Source organism: Streptococcus tangpeifui (assembly GCF_011038795.1).
Lineage (GTDB): Bacteria > Bacillota > Bacilli > Lactobacillales > Streptococcaceae > Streptococcus > Streptococcus tangpeifui.
This window is the reverse complement of sequence record NZ_JAAKDU010000002.1, coordinates 163,011-182,940: the sequence shown is the minus strand read 5'-3', so window position 1 is coordinate 182,940 and position 19,930 is coordinate 163,011. Positions and strand designations below refer to the sequence as shown.

The 19,930-nt window shown below is 41.3% G+C and carries 14 protein-coding genes; 6 read left to right on the top strand and 8 right to left on the bottom strand.

Features of this window, described 5'->3' with window-relative positions; translation table 11 throughout:
• Positions 1-43: 43 nt before the first annotated feature.
• The gene (locus tag G7Y32_RS02535) at positions 44-1,222 is read right to left on the bottom strand and encodes an ATP-grasp domain-containing protein (protein ID WP_165210179.1); all 1,179 of its coding nucleotides are present in this window, start codon (positions 1,220-1,222) and stop codon (positions 44-46) included.
• Between the two features lie 154 nt (positions 1,223-1,376).
• On the opposite strand from G7Y32_RS02535, the gene G7Y32_RS02530 reads away from it, so the two are divergent.
• Positions 1,377-2,015: an MBL fold metallo-hydrolase gene (locus G7Y32_RS02530; protein WP_165210176.1), complete on the top strand. Its 639-nt coding sequence runs from the start codon at positions 1,377-1,379 to the stop codon at positions 2,013-2,015.
• Between the two features lie 124 nt (positions 2,016-2,139).
• Here G7Y32_RS02530 and G7Y32_RS02525 read toward each other — a convergent pair whose 3' ends face one another.
• The 4 genes from G7Y32_RS02525 to G7Y32_RS02510 form a co-directional block, all read right to left on the bottom strand.
• Complete coding sequence (locus tag G7Y32_RS02525) at positions 2,140-4,002, bottom strand: bifunctional homocysteine S-methyltransferase/methylenetetrahydrofolate reductase (protein WP_165210173.1); 1,863 nt, start codon at positions 4,000-4,002, stop codon at positions 2,140-2,142.
• Positions 4,003-4,017: 15 nt separating this feature from the next.
• On the bottom strand, positions 4,018-6,255 hold the full coding sequence (gene metE / locus G7Y32_RS02520) for a 5-methyltetrahydropteroyltriglutamate--homocysteine S-methyltransferase (RefSeq protein ID WP_165210170.1): 2,238 nt from the start codon (positions 6,253-6,255) through the stop codon (positions 4,018-4,020).
• A 704-nt stretch (positions 6,256-6,959) separates the two neighbouring features.
• Positions 6,960-9,641 (bottom strand): cation-translocating P-type ATPase, encoded by a 2,682-nt coding sequence (locus G7Y32_RS02515; protein WP_165210167.1) that lies wholly within the window; start codon positions 9,639-9,641, stop codon positions 6,960-6,962.
• A 318-nt stretch (positions 9,642-9,959) separates the two neighbouring features.
• Entirely contained in the window at positions 9,960-10,352 is a 393-nt protein-coding gene (locus G7Y32_RS02510) for a YwiB family protein (protein ID WP_165210164.1), read from the bottom strand.
• A 121-nt stretch (positions 10,353-10,473) separates the two neighbouring features.
• On the opposite strand from G7Y32_RS02510, the gene G7Y32_RS02505 reads away from it, so the two are divergent.
• From G7Y32_RS02505 to G7Y32_RS02490, 4 genes are all read left to right on the top strand, one after another.
• The gene (locus G7Y32_RS02505) at positions 10,474-11,766 is read left to right on the top strand and encodes an HD domain-containing protein (protein ID WP_165210161.1); all 1,293 of its coding nucleotides are present in this window, start codon (positions 10,474-10,476) and stop codon (positions 11,764-11,766) included.
• Between the two features lie 326 nt (positions 11,767-12,092).
• On the top strand, positions 12,093-12,902 hold the full coding sequence (gene yidA, locus G7Y32_RS02500; protein ID WP_165210158.1) for a sugar-phosphatase: 810 nt from the start codon (positions 12,093-12,095) through the stop codon (positions 12,900-12,902).
• Positions 12,902-14,113 carry an aminoacyltransferase gene (locus tag G7Y32_RS02495; protein WP_165210155.1) on the top strand — a complete coding sequence of 404 codons (1,212 nt, stop codon included), beginning with the start codon at positions 12,902-12,904 and terminating at the stop codon, positions 14,111-14,113. Before yidA ends, G7Y32_RS02495 begins: the two co-directional genes overlap by 1 nt.
• On the top strand, positions 14,113-15,345 hold the full coding sequence (locus tag G7Y32_RS02490; protein ID WP_165210152.1) for an aminoacyltransferase: 1,233 nt from the start codon (positions 14,113-14,115) through the stop codon (positions 15,343-15,345). The genes G7Y32_RS02495 and G7Y32_RS02490 overlap by 1 nt, the downstream gene beginning before the upstream one ends.
• A gap of 259 nt (positions 15,346-15,604) precedes the next feature.
• Here G7Y32_RS02490 and tpiA read toward each other — a convergent pair whose 3' ends face one another.
• Positions 15,605-16,363 carry a triose-phosphate isomerase gene (tpiA, locus tag G7Y32_RS02485; RefSeq protein ID WP_165210150.1) on the bottom strand — a complete coding sequence of 253 codons (759 nt, stop codon included), beginning with the start codon at positions 16,361-16,363 and terminating at the stop codon, positions 15,605-15,607.
• Positions 16,364-16,474: 111 nt separating this feature from the next.
• The gene (locus G7Y32_RS02480) at positions 16,475-17,209 is read right to left on the bottom strand and encodes a PHP domain-containing protein (protein ID WP_165210147.1); all 735 of its coding nucleotides are present in this window, start codon (positions 17,207-17,209) and stop codon (positions 16,475-16,477) included.
• Positions 17,210-17,419: 210 nt separating this feature from the next.
• On the opposite strand from G7Y32_RS02480, the gene G7Y32_RS02475 reads away from it, so the two are divergent.
• The gene (locus G7Y32_RS02475; protein ID WP_165210144.1) at positions 17,420-18,178 is read left to right on the top strand and encodes a glucosaminidase domain-containing protein; all 759 of its coding nucleotides are present in this window, start codon (positions 17,420-17,422) and stop codon (positions 18,176-18,178) included.
• Between the two features lie 114 nt (positions 18,179-18,292).
• On the opposite strand, the gene G7Y32_RS02470 is transcribed toward G7Y32_RS02475, so the two are convergent.
• Positions 18,293-19,723 (bottom strand): NADP-dependent glyceraldehyde-3-phosphate dehydrogenase, encoded by a 1,431-nt coding sequence (locus G7Y32_RS02470; RefSeq protein ID WP_165210141.1) that lies wholly within the window; start codon positions 19,721-19,723, stop codon positions 18,293-18,295.
• Positions 19,724-19,930 lie beyond the last annotated feature (207 nt).

The following is a 19,930-nucleotide window of genomic DNA, read 5'->3' as shown; positions in this document are numbered from 1 at the left end:
CAGGAGATAATGAAAATCTCTTGCCGTTTCCTTTCTAAAAATCTCAAACCTTAGCTTGGGCATAACTGACTAATTCTCTGAGCTCATCCATAGTTTGGGTTCTAGCTAGGATACCAACTTCTCCCATGATTTGAGCGAAAACACCCGGAACAGACTGAATCAAAATAATCTGATCACCAAAGTGAGCTTGAATATCTTCTAAGCTATGAGCATAATTACGATTGGCCTTACGAGAGATATAAACCACATTATAACGATGCTGAACATCGGCGGTAAATTGATTGTCCCGTACAATCTTGGCATACTGGTCAAAGATATCAAAATCATCTGCATAGTTCCACATATCAATAGTCAAGCCACCTGGTGGACGGCAGTTGATTTCAAGAGCCATAAGGTCTTTGGTTTTCTTAACGCGGAAGAATTCAAAGTGGAAGAAACGTTCTTTTACGTTGAAAGCCTTGACACATTGCTTTCCTAGCTCAATCAACTCTGGTGAAAATTCCCTCGGAATATAATAGAACATGTCATTATCATGGTCTAAGGTATCTAGGACAGCTTCAGAGTATTCTAAACCAGAGTAAAAGACGATGTTTCCATCATGGTCAGTCAAGCCGTCAAAGGTGATAATATCACCGTCAATAAACTCTTCCATGATGTACTCAACACCGGGCGTCTGGTGACTCAAAAAATCCTCCAGTTCAGCTTGTGACTTAATCTTATAAGTGTCAGAAGCTCCTACTCCTGAATTGGGCTTAATAATAACTGGAAAGCCAAGCTCCTGAGCCAGATTGCGTGCCTCATCATCACTGTGAAAAACTTCTCCTCGGGCAACCTTGATACCAGTTTGGCGGAAAATTTCTTTCATCTGCCGTTTGGTCTTAATGGACAGCATATCATCATTTTTATATCCAAAAACATTAAAGTCTGTCCGCAAACGGGCATCTAACTCCAGCCAATATTCATTGTGAGATTCGATGCGGTCAATACGACCATACTTATGAGCAAAGTAGGCTACTGCTCGGTAGACTTGATCGTAATCCTCCATATTATCTACACGGTAATATTCGGTTAAAGCAGTTTTCAAGCTATCACTCAGTTCCTCATAAGGGGTATCCGCAATTCCCAAAGTGTTAAAACCATTGGCCCTTAGACGATGGGCAAAGGGTTCAAAGTTCGTTGGGAAATGAGGGGAAATCATTACAAAATTTAAGGGTCTTGTCATTTGAGCCTCCTCTATTATCATTACCTTTATTCTACCATCTTTCAAGCTATTTTGACAGATTTTTCTGAAAATTCTCCCGGTAAAGATCTCTAGCTAAAGACTTTTATCAGCGGCTGCGTTATAATAAAGGCAAATCCATTCAATGGAGGTCCCTATGAAAATTTATACTATTAAAAATCACGTTGCTCTTGAAAACACCTATATTCTGGAAAATGAACAAGCCCTTCTCGTTATTGATCCCGGCAGCAATAATCAAGACATTTTGACTAAGCTAAATGACTTGGCTAAGCCTGTCGCAGCAGTGCTTTTAACCCATGCCCACTATGACCATATCATGAGTCTGGATGCTGTTCGTGATGAGTTTGGACAGGCTCCAGCTTACATCTCAGAAAAAGAGGCAGATTGGTTAACCAGCCCTGTTGATAACCTGTCAGGCCTCTCCCGCCACGATGATATGGCGAATGTCACAGCAAGGCCTGCTGACCACTTCTACCGTTATCGCCAGACCTACGAGTTGGCTGGCTTTAATTTCACAGTTGTTCCAACGCCCGGTCACTCTTGGGGCAGCGTCTCCCTCATTTTTAAAGCTGATGAGATTGTCTTCTCTGGCGATGCCCTCTTCTGCGAAACTATCGGCCGAACGGATCTTCCAACCGGAAATCAGCAGCAGCTTCTGGACTCCATTCGCCAAGAACTCTTTACGCTTCCTAACCACTACCAAGTTTATCCTGGCCATGGCTTTGATACCACTATCGGCCATGAAAAAACTTTCAATCCTTTTTTTAGGGACTAATCGTTAGGTTAAACGAAAATAGTTTAAGACACTCTTACAAAATTTACGTTTAACCGTGATAAAAACGAATGATTCTGATTGCCTATCATTGGACTTTCAGGCTCATTCGTTTTTTTGATGTCTCCTATTTTCTTTGCTCTTGGTGTTGTATTCGGGTTTTCTTTTTTTGAATATAGTCAATTAAACCCAAGGTCAAATCATAGCGTAAAAAGGGCGTAATCAGATAGATTCCATTAAAATGCTCCAATGCGCAGTCGATTAATTTCTTACTTTCTGCCAAAGCAATGGCCTGACAAGCCTTTTTGTCATCCTTAACGGCTTTTAACTTTTCCAAAAACACTTCTGATAAATAAATGCCCGGAACCTCATTGTGCAGAAAAATGGCATTGTTATAGGAAGTTATAGGCATAATGCCGATGAAAAAAGGCTGGTCATAAGCTTTTGTTAAATGTCCCATTTGATGGATAATTTCCTCGCTAAAAATAGGTTGTGTAATAAAATAATCTGCGCCTGCTTTAATTTTACGTTCAATAAGGCGACTGCTTTTGTCGAGCTGACGGATATTAGGATTAAAAGCTGCTGCCGTTGTAAAATGAGTTGCCCTTTTTAAACTGGCTCCACTATAACCTTTTCCGTGGTTTAATTGCTTAATTAGGGAAAGTAATTTAAAACTGGTAGCATCATAAACACTAGTAGCTCCGGGGAAATCACCAATTTTTGTGGGGTCGCCTGTAATAGCCAGAAGTTGATTAAAACCCAGTACATCCATTCCCAGCAAGCGTGACTGCAAACCTATCATATTATGATCGCGACAAGCAACATGGAGTAAAAAAGGCGTTGTTATTTCATTTTTTAAGAGAGAAGCAAGACTGAGATTGCAAATACGCGTTTTGGCTAAGGAATTGTCTGCTAAAGTAATCGCAGCAATATTCTTTTTATCTAAGGCTTTAATACCTTCAATAAATTTTTCAATGGCTAAGGTTTTTGGGGGATCAATCTCAGCAATGATGGTAACTTCTTTTTTAACCTTATCTGCTAACGTTTCTTTTTTACTAATTTCATCGATGAGTTCTTCTTCAGTGATCAACGGGGTAATAGTCTTACGTTCAACTGGCTTTAAATTTTTGATACCCCGCTTAATAGCTCTTATATGATCTGGAGTCGTTCCACAGCAACCACCAATTAAACGGACTCCTTCTTCCACAAATAGTCGGGCGCAGTATTCAAAATAGTCCGCATTCTGACTGAAATGATACTGTCCTTTTTCATTGTCACTAGCAAATGATAAAAGGCTGGCATTAGGATAAGCAGACAGATAACTTTGTGCAAAAAGCGGCACCTGTTTGAGGGACTGAATCATGTGATAAGGTCCCAGATGGCAGTTCAGTCCGACAATATCGGCACCTAACATCACCAATTGACTAAGGGCTTCCACCAAAGGACGGCCATCTTCTGTGATGCCTGCTTCATGAAGTGCCATATTGGTTATCAAGGGTAAATCAGTCAGTGGTCTTATCGCTTTTATAACAGCCTCTAACTCTTCCCTGTCATAATAAGTTTCAAACAGCAAGCCGTCCAGCTGCCCAGTTTCTAAAAGTACCTGCGCCTGCTCAACAGTCTCTTTGACAATATCTTCTAGGCTAAGCTCGCACTGTCTTAGCCCCCGTGAAGCTCCTATTGTTCCCAGAACAAAAACACTTTCCCCAGCAGCCTGACGAGCGATCTCAACTGCTTTTTGATTGATTGACTTAACATCATTGTCATAGCTGAAACTTTTAAGGCGGTGACGCTTAGCGCCGTAAGTATTGGTCTGAATGATATCAGCACCGGCATCAATATAGGCCTTATGAATGGCTGATATACGTTCTGGATGGCTGATATTATAATAGTCATGGCAGGACTCCAAGCCATCAGCATAAAGAAGGGTTCCCATAGCGCCGTCAGCTACTAAAATATCGGTTTTTAGTCTATCTAGCAATTTGGACATGGATACTCTCCTTAATTAACTTCTTAATTTCCGACGAACTTCCTTGGTTGCTGCAACTAAAACCTTAAGAGCAGCAAGCGTTTCAGGTTCCTGACGGGTTTTCAATCCACAGTCAGGATTGACCCAAAATTGCTTAGGAGACAGTCTACGCAAAGGCCTTTCAATATTAGCAATAACTTCTTCTTTAGTCGGCACGCGCGGAGAGTGGATATCGTAAACGCCTAAACCTATACCCAGCGGATAAACTGCTGTCTCAAAGGATTCGATAATATCTCCGTGACTGCGGCTGGTTTCAATGGAAATGACATCCGCATCAAGTGCCCGAATAGAATCAATGATTTCATCGAATTTAGAATAACACATGTGCGTATGGATTTGCGTTTCATCTTTGACAGACGATGTTGCGATATGAAAAGCGCGAACGGCATCATCAAGGTAAGCTTTTTGTTTAGCTTTGCGCAGCGGCAATCCCTCACGAAGAGCAGCTTCATCAACTTGGATGATAGCAATACCGGCATCTTCTAGAAGCTTAATTTCGTCTTTGATAGCTAGACCGATTTGATCAAAGAGCTGTCTTCGCGGAATGTCTGTGCGTTCAAAAGACCAGTTAGTAATCGTGATTGGGCCTGTTAGCATACCTTTGACCGGACGGTCAGTCAGACTCTGCGCATAAACCGTTTCACGGACAGTCAAGGGTTTAATATGCTGGACATCTCCGTAAATAATAGGTGGTTTCACAGCCCGAGAACCATAAGACTGGACCCAGCCAAGCTTCGTCGTAGCAAAGCCAGCCAGCTGCTGACCAAAGAATTCGACCATATCAACCCGCTCAAATTCGCCATGAACTAAAACATCAAGATCTAAATCCTCCTGAATTTTAATCCAGCGTTTAATCTCAGCATTTATATAGTCTTGATAGTCCTCATCGCTGATGTTGCCGCGTTTCCAAGCTAAGCGTGTCCGTCTGATTTCCTGCGATTGCGGAAAAGAGCCAATGGTTGTCGTAGGCAAAAGCGGTAACTGTAGTTTTTTCTGCTGTAGATCTCTTCTCTTTTTAAAACTGCTGATGCGCTTAGTCGCTGCTTGCTCTGCATTTTCCAATTCAATATTTCTGAAATCAGCAGCCTGGAGTGCTTCAAAATGAGCGATATGCTCTTGATAGGCGGGAGTTTCTCGGCCATCCAGCTTTTCAGTCAGAAGTTTGACTTCCTGCAATTTTTCATCAGCAAAGGCCAGACCGTTTAACAAAACAGCTTCAAGATCCGTTTCATTTCTAGCCGTTACGGGGACATGCAAGAGCGAACAAGAAGGCTGGACGGTCACCTCGGAAGCATTGTCTTTGATAATCTTCAAAAGTTCGGCAGTCTTCACAAAATCGGAACTCCAGATATTACGGCCATCAATCACTCCTGCAAAGATTTCCTTATCTTTGAAAAGTCCCGAAGTCAAAGCAGCAAGATTTTCTTTCAGACCATGAACAAAATCAAGTCCAAAAGCTGCAACAGGGAGTTGCGACAGGATTTCGACATTGATCAAAGCTTCAAAGTAAGTTTGAAAGATAAATTTAGCCTGAGGAATTTCCTTAGCAAAATAGCCATAGACACCTTTTGCTGCTTCAAGATAATCAGTGCCCTCATCAGTAACAAAGATAGGCTCATCAATCTGAATATAGACGGCACCTGCATCAACTAACTCTTTAAAAACTTGTTTGTAGAGCGGTAGGAGACTTTTTACGGCTACAGTGAAGTCTTCAACGCCCGATGATAGAGCGACATAGGTAATAGGGCCTGTGATAACGGGCTTTGCTTTGTCCCCTACAATCTCTCTTGCTTCTAAATAAAGTTCCAAAAGCCGATTATTATTCAGTTTGGGACGTTTTTTTGTCCACTCAGGAACAATGTAGTGATAGTTGGTATTAAACCATTTTTTCATAGAGGAAGCGACATTTTCCTTGTCGCCCCGAGCAATAGAAAAGTATAAATCAATATCTGCCGCTTCTTTAGAAAAGCGCTTAGGGATAATATTGAACTGCACAGACAAGTCCAAAATGTGATCATAAAAGGAAAAATCACCAACCGGAATTAAATCTAACCCCGCATTTAACTGTTTTTTCAAGAAATCTGTGCGCAGCGCTTTTGCTCCTGCAAACAGTTCCTGCTGGCTAATTTTTTGGGACCAGTAAGATTCAATCAGCTTTTTCCATTCACGATTTTCTCCTAAACGCGGATAACCTAAATTAGAAATTTTTGTCATTGCACCCTCCCTTATAGTTTTAAGTTAATATAAAGAAATTACTTAACTTAAAACTATAATCTATTTTTTATTTGATGATAAAAATCATACTAGATATTCCTTGTTAAATCAATAAATTATGGTTTTTGATTTTCTATCTTCTTCTATAGCTAGAAACTATAGAAATAGGTTCAGTTATAAGTTTTAACTATATCTAATACTTAGGATTTCCTGTTAATCCAAAAAATAAAAATGATGATAAAACGGAGGTAATTAAAGAGAACAGGATGGCTTCATATTCTTTAAAATATGCGGTGACTATTACTTAGACAGTGATTGATTAGGTTCCTCATCTCTTTGCCAATAGTTTGGAAAACTGGTGGAGTCTGGTGAACTACGCAGAATCGGGTCCGAAATATTCCACAACGGAGGATTTCAACCTGAGCTGGAACTTAAAGAGAGAGTAAAGTCAAGACTTGGTCTACTGTTTTCTTATAGGAACGCATCAGAGATTGTGAAGGTTTATAGAAGGGGATGCAATCCTATGGCAATCTATCCCCAGTTTCAGTCTATCTTTCTTATCCAAGTTGTAAGTGCGTTTAATTCGACATATTGATATATTTTTGAAGAAAGTGGTTTGAACATCTCAGTTAATTAAGTGTATAAAAAAACACACCTAGACCATTGCTCTAAGAAGCGTTTCAGTCACTAGTGTGTTTTAAACATTATATAGCTTTTTTATCTTGTCCTAAGGCTCTTTGGACAGCCTTGACTATTTCAACTAGAACGACAATAAGGAGACTGGCAATAATAACAGCTAACCATTGAGCCGTATCGAGGTAGGAAACGTGGAAGAGTTTATTAAAGCCAGGCACTACGATAGTCATCATGAGAATTAGAAAGGCTACTGGAATCGCCCAATTAAAGGTTGGATTACTAAATGGTCTAACCTTGAAAATTGATTGATAAACTGACTTAACGTTAAAAGCGTGAAGGAGTTGGATCAATCCTAGGGTTGCGAAGGTCATGGTCAAAGCATCCGCATGCATCATCTGACTATCAGTATGTTCTGGGAACATTAGAGCCCAGCCGTAAATACCGATAACCAGAGCTGTCTGCAGAAGACCTTGGTAGATGACAGCTCCAAAGACCCCACCGTCGAAGAAGTTAGACTTACGGCCACGTGGCTTATGGGTCATAACACCAGGTTCTGCTGGTTCGACCCCAAGGGCAATGGCTGGTAGGGTGTCGGTTACCAAGTTAATCCATAGGAGATGGACAGGCTGGAGAACATCCCAACCAAAGAGAGTGGCCAAGAAAATGGTGAAAACTTCGGCCATATTGGCTGAAAGCAGGTACTGGATAGACTTTTGGATATTGGAGAAGACCTTGCGCCCTTCTTCAACCGCAACAATAATCGTTGCGAAGTTGTCATCCGCCAGAACCATGTCAGAAGCGCCTTTAGATACTTCCGTTCCGGTGATTCCCATACCAATACCGATATCAGCTGTCTTAAGAGATGGAGCATCATTGACACCATCACCTGTCATGGCAACAACCTTGCCTTCATTTTGCCAAGCTTTAACGATACGCACCTTATGCTCTGGTGATACTCGAGCATAGACTGAGTATTTCTTAAAGACCTTTTGGAAATCATCGTCTGACAGTTCATTGAGCTCAGCTCCGGTCAGGACGTGATCTTGGCCATCTTCCTCAATAATTCCTAAGCGTTTAGCGATAGCTTCTGCAGTATCTTGGTGGTCTCCGGTAATCATAATCGGACGAATACCGGCTTCCTTGGCCACCTCAACCGCATGAGCGGCTTCTGGCCGCTCAGGATCGATCATGCCGACCAAGCCAGAGAAAATTAAATCAGCTTCGACAATCTCAGATTCCATAGTAGGAATTTCATCTACTCGCTTGTAGGCCATCATCAGAACCCGCAGGGCTTGCTTAGCCAAATCCTTATTCATAGCCAAAATATTTTTTTTATCAGTGTCCGTGATGGGACGGATTTGGCCATTTTCTTCAATTTGGGTCACCCGTTTAAGTAACTGATCAGGGGCTCCTTTGACGGCAACAAAGTAAGAATTATCCGTCTCTCTATGAATGGTTGACATAAGCTTGCGGTCTGAATCAAACGGCAGCTCAGCTACACGGGGTTCAGTCTGCAAGACTTCTCGCACATCAAAATTATGGTCAAAACCAAATTGAACTAGAGCAGTTTCTGTTGGGTCACCAATCAACCTACCTTGAGGGTCAATCTTAGTATCATTGGCAAAGTTCATAATCCGCAGAGTGTTATTTTCTGCAGAAATATCGGCAGCCGAAGATTGGAGATGACCGTTGGTATATACCTTTTCGACAGTCATCTGATTCATAGTCAGAGTACCGGTTTTATCTGAGGCGATGATTTCAGTTGAGCCTAGTGTTTCAACAGCTGGTAATTTACGCACAATAGAGTTACGTTTAGCCAAAGTCTTAGTCCCCATCGATAAGACGATGGTAACGATAGCAGGCAAACCTTCGGGAATTGCTGCAACAGCCAAAGCCACGGCTACCATAAGCCCGTTTAAAGGTTCTTCACCGCGGACGAAGATCCCAACTAAGAAGGTAATCAAGGCGATAACGACAATTAAGTAAGTTAAAGCCTTGGAAAGCTGAGTCAGACTCTGTTTGAGCGGCGTCTCAGTCTCATCCGCATTGGCCAGCATATTAGCAATCTTACCGACTTCGGTGTACATACCTGTGTTGGCCACAACACCAGAACCACGCCCGTAAGTGACATTAGAATTTTGGTAGGCCATATTGAGGCGGTCACCAATTCCAGCATCTTCCGCAACATCAACATTCAGGTCCTTTTCAACTGGAACGGATTCCCCTGTCAAAGCGGCTTCTTCAATCTTCAATGAAGCAGCTTCCAACAGTCGCATATCAGCTGGAACTACATCACCAGCTTCCAAAAGAACAATATCCCCTGGGACCAATTCCTTGGAGTCAATTTCAGTCACATGGCCATCACGGCGAACTCGAGCTAGAGGGCTGGACATATCCTTAAGGGCTTCGATGGCTGCTTCTGCCTGGCCTTCCTGATAAACACCAAATGCGGCATTCAGCACCACAACAGCTAAGATAATCAAGGCATCTGTTAAACCGTCCATTCCTTCCGTAACAACAGACAGAGCAGCCGCTACCAAAAGAATAATAATCATCAAATCCTTGAATTGGTCAATAAACTTAGCAATCAATCCTCTTTTTTCGCCTTCATCCAGCTCATTTTTACCATAAGCTTCTAAACGGCTTTGAGCCTGACCAGATGTCAAACCTTCTTTTGAACTGTCAACTTCTTTTAGGACTTCCTCAACACTTTGCACGTGATAAGAGAGCCTACTTTGTTCTTTGGACATAGTTTCCTCCATTAAATTAATAGATATAAGGGCAGTTTGATTAGACTGCCGCAGTTTAAATTTTTATCTCTTTTTTTCATAAAAAAGAGACCTGCTTAAAAAACAAGTCTCGCTGTTTAAGTCAGTGCCGGAAATTGCTTTCGTAATGACGACAGTGACACGTTTTCAAGGTTCTCATGTCCCTTCAAACGTCTGCTACTCCCTTGATATGCTTCTTATTATATAAAAAATCAGGTTGAAGCTCAAGGAAAAGTTCTTTATTTTATGGCTGGATAACTAGTTCCAGTCACTCAAAAGATTCATTGGGGTTGGAACTTTTCAATCTCTCCAAGCGATTTGCATATCGTAAGAGGCTAAGGGGATGTCTGCTTCCGGATCAGTTAAAAGATCATAGACCAGATGGAGCTGATGGCTGTCTCGATCTAGCTGAAAAGTCTTTGTCCTCGTTACAAGATGCTGAGTCCCCATTGAAGTTGGAATGGCCGCAAAATCAAGGTTTCCCTTAAGGAAACGCATGATGGACTTAGGATTAGAAAAGCGAGTCATGACTAGTTCCTTATGATTGAATTTGATGACTACCTTTTCTTCCTGACTGTTTTGATGAATGAGGTAGTCATAATCCCCCTTATTGGTCCACTGACAGTCATGAATTTCTTCAATAAACTCTGTCTGGTCCTCTATTTGGATGGTATTGTAAATCTTAATCTGCACGGTTTTCCTCCAAAAATAATGATGTACCTTCTAATTTTCAAATCTTCTCTAAAACTCGTTATTTTGCTCTAGTATTCTATCAATTTCAGCCTAATTTCGCAATTTTTGCTATACTAAAATCATGAATGAAAAAATTTTTCGTGATCCTGTTCACAATTATATATCTGTCACTGATTCCCTGATTTATGACCTGATCAACACCAGTGAATTTCAGCGCCTGCGGCGGATCAAGCAGTTGGCCACGACCAGTTATACCTTTCATGGGGCCGAGCATAGCCGTTTTTCTCATTGCTTAGGTGTTTATCATATTGCCAGCCGAGTAGTTGACTATTTCGAAAAGCATTATCCTAACGATTGGAATCCAGAAGACAGTCTACTGACTATGGCTTCCGCTCTCCTTCATGATTTAGGGCATGGAGCTTATTCCCATACATTTGAACGACTTTTTGGCACTAATCATGAAGTTATTACGCAAGAGATTATTACCAATGATCAGACTGAGGTCAATGCCGTTTTGCGCCGAATAGCTCCAGATTTCCCCGATAAGGTTGCTAGCGTTATTAACCATACTTACCCCAATAAACAAGTGGAACAGTTGATTTCCAGCCAAATTGACTGCGACCGTATGGACTATCTTCTGCGAGACGCCTACTACACAGGGGCCAGTTATGGCCAATTTGATTTAACACGAATTCTTAGTGTCATTCGTCCACATGGCAATGGTATTGCCTTTACCATTAATGGAACTCATGCTATTGAAGACTATCTTGTCAGCCGCTACCAGATGTACATGCAGGTTTATTTCCACCCGGCCAGTCGAGCCATGGAAGTCCTCTTACAAAATCTTCTTAAGCGGGCCAAAGCACTCTATCCTCAGCAAAAGGCTTATTTTGAGAAAACATCGCCTTGTTTAATTCCCTTCTTTGAGAAGAGCTACAGCCTACAGGATTATCTTTATTTGGACGATGGGGTGATGAACACCTATTTCCAGAGCTGGATGACCTCTGATGATGCTATTTTGGCCGACTTAGCCAATCGCTTCATTAATCGCAAGCTCTTCAAATCTGTCATTTTAACACAGACCAGCCAGACATCTCTTACAGAACTACGAAAACTGGTTGCAGCTATTGGCTATGACCCTGACTATTATACAGCCGAACATAAGAATTTTGATCTGCCTTACGATATTTACCGACCTGAAAAAGAAAATCCTCGTACTCAGATTGAACTTCTGCAAAAGGACGGCAGCCTCAAGGAGCTTAGTCAAGAATCTGACTTGGTCATGGCTCTAACAGGCACCGTTCACGGCGACAGTCGTTTCTATTTTCCAGCTGAAATGTTGGCTACCGATGACCTTTTTAGCAGTGAAAAAAAAGCGTTTCTCGGATACATTAACAATGATCGCCTGCTGTAATCTCAGCATCAAAAAAGACCTATGAGGCTGAGCAAAATCTCACTCAGTATTCCTTTTTTGGAATAAACTCTCAACCACTGCGTCAATCGAGTAAATCAAGAACTATGCTAACGAGTCTGAACTTTTGCCCCAAATCTTTTGAGCTGTGCGGGGAGTGGAAAAAAGTAAAAATTTCAATTTTAGTTTTTCTCCACTCCTATAGTGCCAGCTGACAAATAGCCTGATTTTTAGTAAAATAGTAGGGATGTATCAGCCCTCAAGCCTAGGCCACTGAGTGCTTGGGCTTTTATTTTATTCTATAAATTAAAACTGGAGAAAACAAAACCATGTCAATTAAACTTGTAGCCATCGATATTGATGGCACACTGGTTAACAGTAAACACGAAATCACACCTGAGGTCTATCAGGCTATTCAAGAGGCTAAGGCTGCTGGGGTTAAGATCGTTATCACAACGGGTCGACCAATCGCCGGCGTCCAAGAGCTTCTAAACAAGCTCAATTTAAACGAACCCGGGAATTATGTCATCACTTTTAATGGTGCCTTGGTGCAAGAAACCTCTACTGGCCAAGAAGTCATCAAAGATGCGCTTAGCTATGAAGATTACTTAGACATTGAATACCTAGCAACGAAATTAGGTATTCACTCCCACGCCATTACCAAAGATGGTATCTACACTAGCAATCGCAATATCGGTAATTATACAGTCCATGAAGCTACCCTAGTCAGCATGCCAATTTTTTATCGGACTCCTGAAGAAAATCGCAATAAGGAATTTGTCAAGACTATGTATATTGACGAACCTGAAATTCTGGATCAAGCCATTGCTAAAATTCCGCAAGAATTTTACGACCGTTTTACCATCGTTAAATCTCGCCCCTTTTACCTAGAAGTGCTGAATAAGACTTCTAATAAGGGGACCGCAATCCTCCATTTAACTGAAAAATTAGGTATTTCAGTTGAAGAAACTATGGCTATCGGCGATGAAGAGAACGACAGAGCTATGTTAGAAGTGGTTGGCCATCCAATTGTCATGGAAAATGGTAATCCTGAACTGAAAAAAATTGCTCAGCACATTACCAAATCAAACGACGAATCCGGTGTTGCATACGCCATTAGAAAGTGGGTTTTAGATTAATGTTTACTTATAAAGTGGGAATTTCTGCTCAAGAACATGACCAATTTGCCAAGGCCAGTAACCAAACCAATTTACTGCAAAGCTCCAATTGGGCTCAGGTCAAGGACAACTGGGATAACGAACGCCTTGGCTTTTATCAGGACGATAAAATGGTAGCCTCTGCTTCTATCCTGATTAAACGATTGCCTCTGGGGATGACTATGCTCTACATTCCACGTGGACCAATCATGGATTACCAAAATCAGGACGTCGTAGATTTCGTTATCAAGTCCCTCAAGAAATACGGTAAATCAAAACACGCCCTCTTTATCAAATTTGATCCGGCTCTGTTGCTTAAGGCCTATAAGATTGGCGAGGAAACCGAGGAAAATTCAAAAACTCTGGCAGTTATTGATAACCTCAAAAAAGCAGGAGCTGAGTGGACTGGCCGAACCATGGAAATTGCTGAAAGTATTCAGCCACGTTTCCAAGCCAATGTCTATACGCAGGAAGATATGCTGACGACCTTCCCTAAACATACTAAACGGCTGATGAAGGATGCCCAAAAGAGAGGGGTTATTACCAGCCGAGGAACTATCGATGATGTGCAAGCTTTCGCTGATGTTGTTGCCCTGACCGAAAATCGTAAGGGCGTGGCACTGCGCAACTACGACTATTTTAAGAAGATGATGACCATCTATGGTGATGATGCCTATCTTCATCTGGCCAAGGTCAACTTGCCTAAACGTCTGGCCGAATACAAGGAACAACTAGCCCAAATTGAAAAGGATTTGTCAGAGACTGCTGAAAATCAAAAGAAACGTCTGACTAAGTTGACCCAGCAAAAAAATTCCGTCCAAAAATACATCACCGAATTTGAAGAATTTGTTGATAAATATGATGACGAGCTCATTATTGCAGGGATTTTATCCGTCCGTTTTGGTAATGTCATGGAAATGCTCTATGCCGGTATGAATGATGAATTTAAGAAATTCTATCCACAATATTCGCTCTACCCTAAAGTTTTTGAAGATGCCTATGCTGATGGTATCATCTGGGCCAATATGGGGGGTGTCGAAGGGACTTTGGACGATGGTCTGACAAAGTTTAAATCTAACTTCAATCCAACCATTGAGGAATTTATTGGTGAATTTAACATTCCCGTCAGTCTTCTCTACAAACCAGCTATGTACGCTTACAATAAACGTAAACAAGCAAGGAGTAACCACTAATGACTTTTGAGATTTTAAGCAAAGATGTCTTTGAGACCTTTAGCCAAAAAGTTGCTTACAAGTCCTTTATGCAGTCACCCCAGATGGCTGATCTTTTTAAAAAGCGGGGCTATAAAATCGCTTATGTCGGCCTCAGAGCTGATGGTAATCTCCAAGTAGCTGCCTTGGTCTATTCTATACCCATGACCGGTGGCCTCCACATGGAAATCAACTCAGGCCCTTTCTCAACAGATACAAAATATCTAAGCGATTTCTACCGCGGTCTACAGGATTACGCTAAAAGCGAAGGCGCTTTAGAGCTAATTGTCAAGCCCTATGATACCTATCAAACCTTCGATAGCGATGGCCAGCCAAATGATGATGCCAAACCAGACCTGATTAAGACCTTTACCGATTTGGGCTTTGTCCATGATGGCCTGCAGACAGGTTATCCTGATGGGGAACCCGACTGGCATTATGTCAAAGATATGCGGGAGATTACTGCCGATAATCTCATGAAATCCTTGAGCAAAAAGGGACGGCCTCTGGTTAAGAAATCCAAGACCTTCGGAACCAAGCTGAAAAAATTGACTCGTGAAGAACTTCCAATTTTTAAAGAAATTACCTCATCAACCTCTGATCGGCGAGATTATACTGACAAAGACCTGGAATACTACCAAGACTTCTATGATAGTTGGGGGAATCAGGCCGAATTCATGATTGCCAGCCTTAATTTTCAGGATTACGCTAACCACCTCAAAGAAGGCAAGACCAATCTTCAAACTAAATTAGACAAACTCGCTCAGACCCATGCTAAAAATCCTGAATCTAACAAATACCTGCGGCAAAAGAGGGAATTGGAACAACAGTTAGCGACCTTTGATAAACGTCTGGAAGAAGCTCAGGATTTAATTACTAAGCATGGAGATCAAGACGTAGTTTTAGCTGGCAGTCTCTTTGTCTATACCAAGCAGGAAGCCATCTATTTATTTTCAGGCTCTTATACCGAATTTAACAAATTCTATGCCCCAGCCCTCCTGCAAGAGTATGTCATGCTGGAAGCTATCAAACGTGGTATCCCAAGTTATAATTTCCTTGGCATTCAGGGAATTTTCGATGGTTCCGACGGTGTTCTCCGCTTCAAGCAGAACTTCAATGGTTACATCACTCGGAAGATGGGAACTTTCCGCTATTATCCAAATCCCTTCAAATTTAAAGTCTTGAAGGGCATCAAGAGACTTCTAGGACGCTAATGACAAACAAAGAGGCTGAGAAAATCTCATCCCGTATTCCTGTTTTAGGATAAACTCTTGGCGCAGTACTGGCTAGGTTTTCCTTCTGCCATAAGGCCAAAGCACAAAACCTAAACGAATGTGGTGATAACCATTGTTTATCTTATTTCTTTCTACTCCCTTTTTAGATTCAAAAGGAAAACGGATTATATCTTACCACAGTCAAAAACGGCTAGATGTGTGTACATCTAGCCGTTTTATTATGAATCAAATCAACCGATTAATTTACAAAGTCAAGCAAAGCTAAGAAGCTATCTGCTTGCAGTGAAGCACCACCAACGAGAGCGCCATCAACATTTTCTTTAGCCATGTATTCCGCAACATTTTCAGGTTTAACGGAACCGCCGTATTGGATACGCACCTTATCAGCAACGTCTTTACCGTAAAGTTTTTCAACAGTTGAGCGAACAACACCGCAGATGTCATCAGCAATGTTAGCATCAGCAGATTTACCAGTACCAATAGCCCAGATTGGTTCATAAGCGATAACCATGCTGGCAACTTGGTCTGCACTCAAGCCTTTAAGGTCAGCAGTGATTTGACCTTCAATCCATTCAGCTGTTTTACCAGCTTCATAAGTTTCAAGAGACTCACCGCAACAAAGGATTGGAGTCATATTGTGGTTAAAAATAGCATGAGCCTTTTTGTTGATTTCTTCGTCTGTTTCATGGAAGTAATCACGGCGTTCAGAGTGACCAATGATAACATATTCAACACCGAGAGCTGCAAGCGCCGCTGGGCTTGTTTCACCAGTGAAAGCGCCAAAATCTTCCCAGTAACAGTTTTGAGCAGCCACTTGTAGTTCAGTGTCTTTAACACCTTTTTTCATGCCTTCAAGGAACAGGGCAGGGGAACCAACAACAGTATCAACAAGTTCGTTTGATGGAATGTTGTTTTTCACTGCATCAATGAATTCACGTGCTTCTGCAGCCGTCTTATTCATTTTCCAGTTTCCAGCGATAATTGGTTTACGTGACATTTCACATACCTCTTCTATTAAAATTATTTACCATTTCATTCTATCATAAATCCCAAGTCATTGAAAGATTTTGCCAGAATTTTCTCTAAAATCCAAACAGCGCTTCCAAGTTTAAATAAGTTGACTTTCATCAATATCAAACTCTTTCAAGAGAGCTTGCAATTTATCAAAATTCAAGCGAAAATGCTCCAACTTATGACCATCTGACCCTAGAGAGTATTTTTGGCAACCAAGATCTTTGACTAAACCGAGTGCGTAACGATAAAGATCTTCATGGTGATAAAGATAGATGGATTTACTATTTAGCTCAAAAGCCAAGTTATTCTCAATCATCTTTTGGAAAATGGTTATCAGTTGTGGTTCGTAAACCTGCAGGTCAGCAGGGCTAAGTTCAAAGAGTCGAAAGCCATAATCAAAATGAGCCAAGACATGGGCATCCACTCGCCCAATAGCAGCCTCTAGTAGATCCAGATACTCAGAGATGACTTCATCCTTATCTCGCTCAGCTATTTCGTCATCCAGATAATCATTTTGTCCATTGTGGTGAACCGATAATAACTTGAGGTCAAATGCCTTATCTGCCAAATAAGTCAAAATATCCGCTTCTCTGGGTTGGTAATAACCGATTTCAATACCTCGTTTGATGCGGTTCCCATAGTCTTTATTGAGTTGGTCAATTTCTCGACTATATGCGCTATAATCAGGAATATCATCCTTTTTTGTATAGGGATTGGACAAATCAAAGTGTTCGGTTGTGACAATGTCGCCAGAATAAGCTTCCAAATAATCTTTAAATTTAGCTTGGGAATCGTAAGAAAAATGAGTGTGTAGGTGATTATCCCGCATAACTGACCTCCTTGTTCTTATTTTATCATACCATACTTTGCGGCACGAAGTTTAACTAGCCTTCAATTAGCTAAACGAAATAAGCAAGAACATGAGGAAGATAACAGAAATGAGAGCCAACGTTGTTCCTTGTTTTGACCACCGAAATTCTCTTAACTATGCTATACTAGTTTTTAAGAGCTTAAAGACAATTAATGAAAGGAGGACGACATGGCCAACAAAAAGAAATCTCGCCAAAGTAAGTGGAAAAAGCTTTTTAAAATTAAACAGAAAAATCGCAAATCGTTTGCTCTTACCTTAATTCTTATTCTCGCTATCCTGCTTTTTACAGGCTATGGCCTGTTCAGTCGGCTGACTGTTATCAACACTAAGCCTCCCCAAGTCAGACAAGATGACCGTGATATTGCTGTCCTCTACTTCATCAATAATATTGGCGAGGAGGCTAGGTCCATTGCTCAGGATCATGATCTCTATGCTTCTGTCATGATTGCTCAAGCTATTTTAGAAAGTAATCATGGTACATCTAAGCTTGGTTCTGATCCTAATTACAATCTCTTTGGGATTAAAGGGGATTATAAAGGGAGCTCAGCTACCTTCCAAACCTGGGAGGATGATGGCAAGGGCAATGCCTATAAAATTGATGCTGCCTTTCGGAAATACCCTTCTTACAAGGAATCATTAGAGGATTATGCTGATATTCTCAGTAAGAATCTCTATGCAGACGCTAGGAAATCTAATACTACTAACTATCAGGATGCGACCCAGGCTTTAACCGGCCGCTATGCAACTGACACTAGCTATAATACTAAACTTAACTACTTAATTAAACTTTATCACTTAACTGATTATGACCAACCGGTCAGTCCTTATAAGCCAGGCTTACTTTATAATGTCTACAGACAAGCCTATACTGATGTTAATACACTTGAAAAAGATAATAATTGGGCTAAAAATCAGCTGACCAACTAGACCTGCTAGGAGGTAAAATTCTTTTTCGCTTTACCCAGAAAAGTACTGGAGCCAAACCATTTTTAACGAGAACGAAAAAAGAGCTATTCTAGAGAACAGCTCTTTCATAATGCCTTATTTAGCAATGTCAAATACAACAGATTTAACATTCGTCATGGCTTGAATAGAATATTTAACCCCTTGAACACCAGCACCAGACTTCTTAGCTCCTAAGAATGGGAAGTTATCGGTACCACGTTGGGTCTTATTATTAATATGGACTGTCCCAACTTCTAATTGTTCGGCAATCTTAAGAGCCAATGGGAAGTCTCGAGTGAATACTGAGGATTGCAGGCCATATTCAGATTCATTAGCAATTTCCAAAGCTTCATCAACTGATTTGACACGGATAATTGGCAAGACAGGACCGAATGGTTCTTCCCAAGCTAAACGCATATCAGTTGTCACTTTATCAAAGACGGTTGGATAAATCGTATTACCTTCTCGCTTGATTGGGGTCGTAGCTACAGCACCCTTATCAGCAGCATCTTTAATCAAACCTTCCACGAAGTCAGCTGCCTTAGTGTCAATCAATGGTGTGATGTCAGCATCTTCTTCTGGCATACCAACGGAGAGCTGCTCAACCTTCCCAGTGACTAATTTAACCAATTCATCTGCTACACTATCCATGACAAGCACACGCTTAACGGCTGTACAACGTTGTCCAGAGTAACCAAAAGCACCAGAAACAATATTGTTAGCCGTCAACTCAAGATCAGCATCTTCGAGCACAATGGCTGCATCCTTACCACCGAGTTCCAACATGATTGGGCGCATACCAGCCAGCTTACCAATGTTTTCGCCGACCGGTGTTGATCCTGTAAAGTTGATAAAATCAACAGCTTCATGTTCAACGATGTAATCACCGATAACCGAACCACGACCCGTGATAGTGTTGAAGACACCAGCAGGCAGACCGGCTTCAGCGAAGGCTTCAGCCAAGAGCAAACCTGAGATTGAGCCTTGCGTTGGTGGTTTGAAGGCAACAACGTTACCGGAAATCAAGGCAGGGGCAATCTTGGAACCAGCCAAGTTAACAGGGTAGTTAAATGGTGAGATAGCCAAGACCAAGCCAACTGGTTCGCGACGAACTACTGCAATTTTACGCTTGCTGGCTGCATCAAAGCTACCGCCTTCGAGGACTTCACCTTCAGCACGCACACCTTCTTCAGCAGCGAAATTAACAATTTCTGCTGTCCGAGTGACCTCACCAATGGCTGATTTTAGACCCTTGGCAATTTCCTTAGACAAAACAGAACCGATTTTTTCAGCATCTCGTTCTAAAATATCAGCAGCCTTATGGATATAAGCGGCACGTTCAATATAAGAGAGTGCCCGCCATTCCGGAAGAGCTGCTTTAGCTGACGCGTAAACATAGTCAACCTCTTCATGGCTCATAGCTGGAACTGTACCCAGCTCTTTACCAGTCGCAGGTTCATAGATTGTGATTTCCTCATCTGATAACTTCCATTCACCATTGACATAGTTTTTGTATTGTTTAGTCATCTAGTTCTCCTTTTACTTGTGATAGACCTATTCTATCACTTTTTATGTAATTTTCCAATATCTACTATGTTAATAATCTGAATATTTCGAAAGCTACTTTCTTGATAAGGAAGAGAAACAGTCTTACTCTTTTAGGCTCCTAGATTAGAAATTGATTATCTGATTAAGGTCAATCAGTCAAGTTTTTTAACTTCTGACTTAGCAAAA

Bases quoted from the DNA above. Each gene is read 5' to 3' on its own strand.
- G7Y32_RS02535 (WP_165210179.1), bottom strand. From the start codon at position 1,222: ATGACAAGACCCTTAAATTTTGTAATGATTTCCCCTCATTTCCCAACG.
- G7Y32_RS02530 (WP_165210176.1), top strand. From the start codon at position 1,377: ATGAAAATTTATACTATTAAAAATCACGTTGCTCTTGAAAACACCTAT.
- G7Y32_RS02525 (WP_165210173.1), bottom strand. From the start codon at position 4,002: ATGTCCAAATTGCTAGATAGACTAAAAACCGATATTTTAGTAGCTGAC.
- metE (WP_165210170.1), bottom strand. From the start codon at position 6,255: ATGACAAAAATTTCTAATTTAGGTTATCCGCGTTTAGGAGAAAATCGT.
- G7Y32_RS02515 (WP_165210167.1), bottom strand. From the start codon at position 9,641: ATGTCCAAAGAACAAAGTAGGCTCTCTTATCACGTGCAAAGTGTTGAG.
- G7Y32_RS02505 (WP_165210161.1), top strand. From the start codon at position 10,474: ATGAATGAAAAAATTTTTCGTGATCCTGTTCACAATTATATATCTGTC.
- yidA (WP_165210158.1), top strand. From the start codon at position 12,093: ATGTCAATTAAACTTGTAGCCATCGATATTGATGGCACACTGGTTAAC.
- G7Y32_RS02495 (WP_165210155.1), top strand. From the start codon at position 12,902: ATGTTTACTTATAAAGTGGGAATTTCTGCTCAAGAACATGACCAATTT.
- G7Y32_RS02490 (WP_165210152.1), top strand. From the start codon at position 14,113: ATGACTTTTGAGATTTTAAGCAAAGATGTCTTTGAGACCTTTAGCCAA.
- tpiA (WP_165210150.1), bottom strand. From the start codon at position 16,363: ATGTCACGTAAACCAATTATCGCTGGAAACTGGAAAATGAATAAGACG.
- G7Y32_RS02480 (WP_165210147.1), bottom strand. From the start codon at position 17,209: ATGCGGGATAATCACCTACACACTCATTTTTCTTACGATTCCCAAGCT.
- G7Y32_RS02475 (WP_165210144.1), top strand. From the start codon at position 17,420: ATGGCCAACAAAAAGAAATCTCGCCAAAGTAAGTGGAAAAAGCTTTTT.
- G7Y32_RS02470 (WP_165210141.1), bottom strand. From the start codon at position 19,723: ATGACTAAACAATACAAAAACTATGTCAATGGTGAATGGAAGTTATCA.